8 protein-coding genes are annotated in these 6,270 nt (G+C 37.0%); 4 read left to right on the top strand and 4 right to left on the bottom strand.

All coding sequences use genetic code 11. The features are described 5' to 3' along the window. The first annotated feature begins 58 nt into the window (after positions 1-58). Positions 59-814 (top strand): hypothetical protein, encoded by a 756-nt coding sequence (locus HZA77_02285; GenBank protein MBI5374232.1) that lies wholly within the window; start codon positions 59-61, stop codon positions 812-814. Positions 815-861: 47 nt separating this feature from the next. On the opposite strand, the gene HZA77_02280 is transcribed toward HZA77_02285, so the two are convergent. The 3 genes from HZA77_02280 to HZA77_02270 form a co-directional block, all read right to left on the bottom strand. Then, a complete protein-coding gene (locus tag HZA77_02280; GenBank protein ID MBI5374231.1) occupies positions 862-1,404 on the bottom strand; it encodes a hypothetical protein in 543 nt (180 codons plus the stop codon). Between the two features lie 119 nt (positions 1,405-1,523). Further along, the gene (locus tag HZA77_02275; protein ID MBI5374230.1) at positions 1,524-1,952 is read right to left on the bottom strand and encodes a putative toxin-antitoxin system toxin component, PIN family; all 429 of its coding nucleotides are present in this window, start codon (positions 1,950-1,952) and stop codon (positions 1,524-1,526) included. Next, positions 1,945-2,199, bottom strand: a complete 255-nt coding sequence (locus HZA77_02270; protein MBI5374229.1) for a hypothetical protein — start codon at positions 2,197-2,199, stop codon at positions 1,945-1,947. Before HZA77_02270 ends, HZA77_02275 begins: the two co-directional genes overlap by 8 nt. Before the next feature lie 533 nt (positions 2,200-2,732). Between HZA77_02270 and HZA77_02265 the strand changes: the two genes are divergently transcribed. Next, positions 2,733-3,764, top strand: coding sequence for a hypothetical protein (locus HZA77_02265; GenBank protein ID MBI5374228.1), 1,032 nt, complete (start codon positions 2,733-2,735; stop codon positions 3,762-3,764). Further along, positions 3,727-4,587 carry a nucleotidyl transferase AbiEii/AbiGii toxin family protein gene (locus tag HZA77_02260; GenBank protein ID MBI5374227.1) on the top strand — a complete coding sequence of 287 codons (861 nt, stop codon included), beginning with the start codon at positions 3,727-3,729 and terminating at the stop codon, positions 4,585-4,587. Before HZA77_02265 ends, HZA77_02260 begins: the two co-directional genes overlap by 38 nt. A 98-nt stretch (positions 4,588-4,685) precedes the next feature. Here the strand turns inward: HZA77_02260 and HZA77_02255 are convergent, their stop codons facing one another. Beyond that, entirely contained in the window at positions 4,686-5,669 is a 984-nt protein-coding gene (locus HZA77_02255) for a DUF932 domain-containing protein (GenBank protein MBI5374226.1), read from the bottom strand. A 348-nt stretch (positions 5,670-6,017) separates the two neighbouring features. On the opposite strand from HZA77_02255, the gene HZA77_02250 reads away from it, so the two are divergent. Next, complete coding sequence (locus HZA77_02250) at positions 6,018-6,236, top strand: hypothetical protein (GenBank protein MBI5374225.1); 219 nt, start codon at positions 6,018-6,020, stop codon at positions 6,234-6,236. Positions 6,237-6,270: the final 34 nt, after the last annotated feature.

The following is a 6,270-nucleotide window of genomic DNA, read 5'->3' as shown; positions in this document are numbered from 1 at the left end:
TGAGCCTCAGATCCAACAGCCGGCAATAAAGATACGTTAAACAGTTATTTATAATAAAATGAATTTCAATAAAATTAACCTTCTTGGTGTTGTCCACTCCGACCCTAAAAGTGATGCCCGTTTAAGGCGAGCCTTTGAATTTTTCTCTCCGGATATAATTACACTGGAGTATGCCGGAAAGGAATTTGAAGATTATCTGGCAAAACCTGAAATTAAAAGACGGCAAAAAGAATTCCAAGAAGAAATACTGGCTCTGTTTGACGAGTTTAAAATACGGACTGACTTGAAAATCCTTGATAATCTGGCAAGGTCAAATGATGGAAGCGTTTACGGACAGGAGATATACACCACCATAGCGTATGCACGATCAAAAAGTATCCCATGTGTCTATGTGGATTCTCCTGAGATCCTAAAGAAGTTACAATTCCAGCTTAATCCGACAACATTTTTTCGAGGAATGAAAGAGATGTTTCAAAACCTGAAAGCATCAGACAAGATTCCTCAGTCAGATAGTGCCGAAGAACTTTTAAAATTGAATGATAATAATTACCTGCCCTTTGAACAACATTTTAAGGAAAGAGATATTCCAAAAGTTAATTCCATGGTCAGGCAATTGGTTCTTGGTTGTAGCATAGTTGGCAGGGACAGAGATAAATATCAGCGGGATAGGATATTGGAGGTTTTGGTACCGGATAAAACAATCCTGCATGTAGGATGCATAGCCCATCTTGCCGATGTTCCGGAAGCTCCCACGCTCTATTCTTTAATAAAAGAGCATGTGCAAGAAAGATATTCTTTGAGAAGCTTCGCATGATTTCAATTTGGTGGTTTATAAAACTTACCTCAACTTCCAAAAATAGATTAATCTCCATTCATCGAGTACAGCCTTGATACGTCGTAGGGGATATTGAAAATCTTCTTAAGCTCTTCTATTCCGCATGAATGCATTGTTAACATGGGCAATCTATTTAGACGGCGAATGATGTCTGACAAGTCGCAATAAAATAATCCTCCACCATCAAAGATTCTTACCTTGTAATGATAAGCAATATCATTCATTGAACCAAGAACTGACCTGTTTGAAGTTTTTCCGTATCGGATATCTCCAATCTCAGAAATGATTTCATTGATGATGTTGTCATCAATCTTTTCTTCTTGGAGAACCGCCGTCAATGTTGCAGTAAATAGTTTTGGCAAAATCATGAAACCCTCTTTATTGACACATGGCATAAAAAAGGAAAAGAGAGTCTTTTCATTGGTAAAAAGGAGGCATTTCTTTCTTTCGATGTAAAGCAGATTGGCATACCAGTCGCCAAGTTTGCTGGTTGAATCGGATGGCTCAATTGCTGTCTCCGAATTTACCTTAAGCTGTCGGAGCAATTTTTGAGTGCATTTAATAATCATGTTGATTTCATTAATATGATGTTTGTATTTTAAGTCTATTCCTTGCGATAAGAAGCTGTCAAATTTTTTTGATAAAATGGAAGATAGAAAAAGCCAACCTTTTGTGGTTGGCTGGAAAATTAAAGATCCTTTAAAATTTTCAGGAAGTTAGCCGGAGTGATAATTTTTATACCTTGGTAAGTTTTGAGTTTCAACAGGTGCTGGTCTCCACTTACAATATAATTAGCTTTTCCTTCAATGGCTGTAATAATAAATTTATCATCATCTGGGTCATCCTTGATTATCTCTGAGAAAAATCTCGTTGATTCTTTAATAACGGAGACTTGTTTTATTTCTTTTAAAAAATCGTTTATTTCTTCTTTGCTCCAATCACTATATTTTCTAACTTTAGGATAGAAAATAACTCGTTCTATCTCTTCTAATAAACTGTAAGAAATAATGAGCCTGAATTTCTTTTCTCGCCAAGCCTTGATGATTTGAGATGGATTACCTTTAGGAGATAAAGTAGCGCTAATCAAAACGTTGGTATCAAGAACTACCTTAAGCATATATTTTTGCTCCCGATTTTTTTCTGACAGCTTCTACTCCTTCTTTAACCGCAGCTTCTATTTCTTTTAAGGGAATGTCTTTGTTCTTCCTCCAGTTTTTTTCTATCAATTCAAAAATTCTTTTTTTGGCTCTTCCCTCTTCAATAGACTCTTTAGTTAATGCTTTCTTCTTTAAAAATTCTACAAATTCCTTAACTAGATTTATTTGTTCTTCAGATAAATCTTTTACATTTATTGCCCTTATCATTCTTATTCCTCCCTTTTTTGTTTTAAATTTTTTGAAGATTTGTTTCATTATCGTCTAATTTTTGTTAACTCTTTTTTAAAGAGCTGTTTAAAATATAGCAAAGAGAAACTGCAACTGTCAATCATCGGCCAAAATCTTTCCATTCTCTTTTTTATCAATCTTGAGATCACTCATTGTATTCGAGCAAAGAAATTAAAAAGGAGATGCTGTCTTCACATCTCCTTTATTTTTTTTATTCTGAAATTATGAAGCTTAGCTTAAGCTTCAAGCTGCTTAAAATCTCTTGGCGCCAAAGTAACAAGCTTTCCTCTAATACTCTTAAGCTCAAGGATTACTCCCCATGCTTCTTCGCTTTGGGCAAATCCTACATCTTGTTGCTATTTATCATAGATCAGTAGAATGAACAAATTGTCTTTTCCGGCTATAATATATTGATATTAAGGTTTATTTTCAAAATACACTTGACAAACGTTCATTATTTATTATGTTCATTACAAATGAACTAATTATTTTATTGAACGACAAGAAGAACCATGGTCAGAGAAATCATAGAAAATGAAATTATTCAACTTGCCTTAGATGCACTAAAAAAACATCTCAAAATAGAGGCAAAGATTGAGATAATTGGAGCGAATGACAAACCGCAGAGAGACTGCATTTTGAAAATGCTTGTTCAGGGCAAAGAGATCTGTTTTTGTGTTGAAGTTAAAGCAAATGTTACAAGGACAGGACTTCGCTTGATACAATTTGATAATGTGAAAAATCTCAATCCAATGATTGTTATAACCAAATATGTTAACAGGCAGATGGCAGACGAGTTTAAACAGAACGGAATTGAATTTATCGATACAGCCGGCAATGCCTATATCAACCAACCTCCTCTTTACATATTTATTAAAGGAAACAAACCTCCGGAAACCTTTACACGCACTCCTCTGAGACGGACATTTCAGCCTACAGGACTTAAATTGATCTATGCCTTCTTGTGTAATAGAGGATTAGAGAATAAATCTTACCGCGAAATTGCAGCTACGGCAGGTGTAGCGCTCGGCACCGTTGTATGGCTCATGAAGGAGCTCAAGGAATTAGGCTATCTCCTTGACATGGGCAAACGCGGTAATAAGATAATCCAGCGGGAAAAATTGTTTCAGCGATGGGTAACTGCTTATCCTGAAAAGCTGAGGCCCAAACAGATATTAGGTCATTTTAAAGGTGAACAGGATTGGTGGCAACAAAAAGAATTAAATCCCTTGGATGCTCAGTGGGGAGGCGAAGTTGCTGCTGCTAAGCTAACTCAATATTTAAAGCCCCAACTCATCACTATCTACACGACTACTCTGCAGATTAATCAACTGCTAATGGAAAATAGACTGAGGAAAGATCCGGAAGGAGAAGTTGAGATCCTCGAAAGATTTTGGATTCGAGAACAAGAAGGGACACACGAGGACACAGTTCATCCCATACTGATTTATGCTGATCTCATTGCAACAGATAATGAAAGAAATATTGAAACTGCAAAGGTGATTTATGAGCAATATATTGTTCGACTTATCAGGGAAGATTAAAGAGCCTTCTCATATAGATGCCCTTTTTGCCATAAAAAAAGTGGCAGATTCACTAAGCATTCCTTTCTTTATTGTTGGCGCATCAGCGAGGGATTATATTTTTGAACATTGCTATAATATTAAATCTCCAAGGATTACGACTGACATTGATTTGGGTGTCGAAGTCTCTGACTGGGATCAGTTCAATAAATTAACCACATTTCTGATTTCAACAGGAAAATTTGCAAACACCAGGCGAAAAGAGAGACTCCTGTTCGGTAATGTTTCTATAGATATCATCCCCTTTGGTTCTATAGCAGGAGAACATAAGAGGATAAGCTGGCCTCCGGAACAAGAATTGATAATGAACATGCTTGGATTCCAGGAAGCTTACGAATATTCAATAACAGTCAGGTTAAACAGTAATCCTGATCTTGACATTAAGCTTCCAACTTTACCCGGTCTTGCGCTGATGAAGATTATTTCATGGAAAGAAAAATATCCGTCACGTCAAAAAGATGCTGAGGATTTATTGTTCATTATGAATAAATATGAAGATACCGGAAACAGAGACAGATTATATAATGAAGAACAGTCGTTATTGCAGGAAGAGGGCTTTGATAACAAGATTGCAGGCATCAGGTTACTTGGACGTGACATGGCAAAAATGGCAGACCTCGATACCGTGAAAGAGATTAAGTCTATATTGGATAAAGAAACTGAAGAGCAAGACAATTACAGATTAGTTACAGACATGATAATGGGATTGCGTACATTTAGGGAAAAATTTGATGAAATTTTAAATCAATTGATAAAATTGAAACAGGGGTTTATTGAAATTTAATACTTTCTTAACTATTGGATCTTCTTTCTGAAATCAAAAAGGAGATATCGTATTAACAACATCCCCTTTATTTTTATTTTGAACTCTGAAAACGCAGATTAAGCTTCAAGACATTTGAATTCTTTTGGAGACAGAGAAACAAGTCTTCCGCCCATCCTCTCAAGCTCAAGACTTCGCTCCCAGCTTTCCTCAATCTGGGCAGCTCTGGTAATGGCATTGGCAATTCCGTACTGGTCAAGTTCCGGCTCCGCCCCAAAAGCCATCAAGATGTTTTCCTTCTGCCCTTCACTTAATCCATACTGTATTACAACGTTGTTTATTACTTTCTGGGGATTTGAAATCTTAATCTCTGTAGATTCACGCAGGTTTTCAATTATCTCTCCGAACCTTGAAAACAGCTCTTTGATTGATCGCCTGATGGAAAGATAAATCATCTCATCAGATTCATCTTCACCGTTTCCAAGATGTATCTGTCTTGTCACCATGTTCTCTATCACCATTCCATTGGTACACTTTACCCGAAACAGTCTCGGTTCAAGCCGCAGAGCTTTATGTCCTGTCTCAGAGTTGGTAAAAAGAAGTCCACCGATTATCAGGTCATCCCTGTTTCGTATGAAGTCCTTAAGCTTTCGACTCTTTGCCTTGATGTTAACTTCTGTCTCCGAGAGGTAACAGTCCTCAATCTCTGCTTCATGGGCTTGTAGCTCGTTTAAAGCGCAATAAAGCACGTCCAGATGGTCAATGACCCGGTACCTATCAGATAATAAGGCTCTCATGTTCTCTCCCATGCCCCGGACAAAAAAATCTTTGCCCATATTGCCAAGCCAAGTGTTTACATTGTTGACCAGAAGCTCCGGTGCCTCAGACTCCATCTTGTGATAGTACTTAGCTGGAATCTCCAGCCTCTCAGCTATCTGCTGATGGCAGGGCTTGGTAATTGAAAAGATATTCCCGTCTCCGTTAATCTTAAATGTAAGGCCGCTTTCATGCGAGAGCATTTGCATTGTCGCTGAATTTGCCCTCCTATCCCATTTTAACGGTTTCTGCCGTTCCAGTTCTTCTATTAGTCTTTGTAGATTCATAGTTTGCCTCCTTTTGATTAGTTGTTAAGGTACTTTCCTTCAGTGTAGCTGGTGAAGGATGCGTGGATAGGCAGGGAAATTTGCGTGAAGAGGCAAAACACATTGCGATTGACAGAAGAGTTGCGCGGACTTAAATTATGTCAAATTGGATTCAAGTAAGGGAATGTCTTTATATTGTCCTTTAGCCTTCCAATGAACGGTTAACTTTTATACGAGATAAACAACCTAATGGTAAATAAGAATTATTTGTTTGATCTTAAGAAAATAGTTAAAGAATCCGGTCTTTCGGCAAAAGTAATTAATAGGATCAAAAAATAGGTTCGTCAGGAATTTCCCAAAGACGATGCCATGTACGAGATCCATTTGCTTAGAGCGATTGATACCGAAAAAAATAAATCATTGTCTCCTCGTAAGAAGCTTCAACAATTGAATGGATCTTTGAAACAAAGTAAAAAAGAACTTCGAACAATGCTTGAAAAAGTATGGACAAAAACTCGTGATATTCGGGAGGAAGAAATAGAGAAATTAGTAGATGAGGCAGTTAAAACGGTGAGAAAAAAGCGGTAGAAAAAAATCTCATAATTAAATTATAATTTTTTGA

It is taken from the genome of Candidatus Schekmanbacteria bacterium (genome assembly GCA_016219965.1).
Lineage (GTDB): Bacteria > Schekmanbacteria > GWA2-38-11 > GWA2-38-11 > J061 > JACRJM01.
This window is presented reverse-complemented; position numbering and strand designations above follow the sequence as displayed.

What these genes read in the sequence shown, in the direction of transcription:
- HZA77_02285 (MBI5374232.1), top strand. Translation starts at nt 59, where the DNA reads ATGAATTTCAATAAAATTAACCTTCTTGGTGTTGTCCACTCCGACCCT.
- HZA77_02280 (MBI5374231.1), bottom strand. Translation starts at nt 1,404, where the DNA reads ATGATTATTAAATGCACTCAAAAATTGCTCCGACAGCTTAAGGTAAAT.
- HZA77_02275 (MBI5374230.1), bottom strand. Translation starts at nt 1,952, where the DNA reads ATGCTTAAGGTAGTTCTTGATACCAACGTTTTGATTAGCGCTACTTTA.
- HZA77_02270 (MBI5374229.1), bottom strand. Translation starts at nt 2,199, where the DNA reads ATGATAAGGGCAATAAATGTAAAAGATTTATCTGAAGAACAAATAAAT.
- HZA77_02265 (MBI5374228.1), top strand. Translation starts at nt 2,733, where the DNA reads ATGGTCAGAGAAATCATAGAAAATGAAATTATTCAACTTGCCTTAGAT.
- HZA77_02260 (MBI5374227.1), top strand. Translation starts at nt 3,727, where the DNA reads ATGAGCAATATATTGTTCGACTTATCAGGGAAGATTAAAGAGCCTTCT.
- HZA77_02255 (MBI5374226.1), bottom strand. Translation starts at nt 5,669, where the DNA reads ATGAATCTACAAAGACTAATAGAAGAACTGGAACGGCAGAAACCGTTA.
- HZA77_02250 (MBI5374225.1), top strand. Translation starts at nt 6,018, where the DNA reads ATGTACGAGATCCATTTGCTTAGAGCGATTGATACCGAAAAAAATAAA.